Annotated in this window: 1 protein-coding gene; it reads left to right on the top strand. The window is 50.6% G+C overall.

Features of this window, described 5'->3' with window-relative positions; all coding sequences use genetic code 11:
- Positions 1-549 (top strand): IS110 family RNA-guided transposase (locus Xmir_RS22335; RefSeq protein ID WP_145956968.1); only part of this gene is annotated, 549 nt, incomplete at both ends.

Genomic DNA, 549 nt, shown 5'->3' with positions numbered 1-549 from the left:
CATGGAAGCCTGTGCGACTTCTCATTATTGGGGCCGGACATTGCAGTCTATGGGCTATCATGTCCGGCTTATTCCCACCCAGCATGTAAAAGCTTTCAGTCATTATCAAAAAAATGATGCCAATGATGCGCTGGCTATTTGTGAAACAGCCTGTCGACCCGGTCTCCATTTTGTTCCCATCAAAACCGTAGAACAGCAAGATATCAAGGCACTGCGCAATGCCCGGCAGCTCATGGTGGAACAGCGTACCGCCCTTGCTAATCAAATCAGGGCCTTCCTCGCTGAGCAGGGAATCATTGTGCCTGTAGGGATTCAGACACTCCAACAGCACCTGCCTGATATTCTGGAAGAAGGCGATAATGCCCTGTCTTGTGTGCTGCGCCGTTTATTGCATAGGCTGTGGGAAGATCTGCGGAATTTGAACGTCAGCATTCATGAAATGGATAACGAAATTACGGCACTTTCCCGTCAGCAAGCAGGGTATGGGCACTTGCTGACTATTCCCGGTGTCGGTCCCCTGATTGCGGCGGCTTTCGTCAGTGACGTCAA

Source organism: Xenorhabdus miraniensis, from assembly GCF_002632615.1.
Note: the sequence above shows the minus strand (reverse complement) of the source record. Positions and strands in the feature narration are given on the sequence as shown.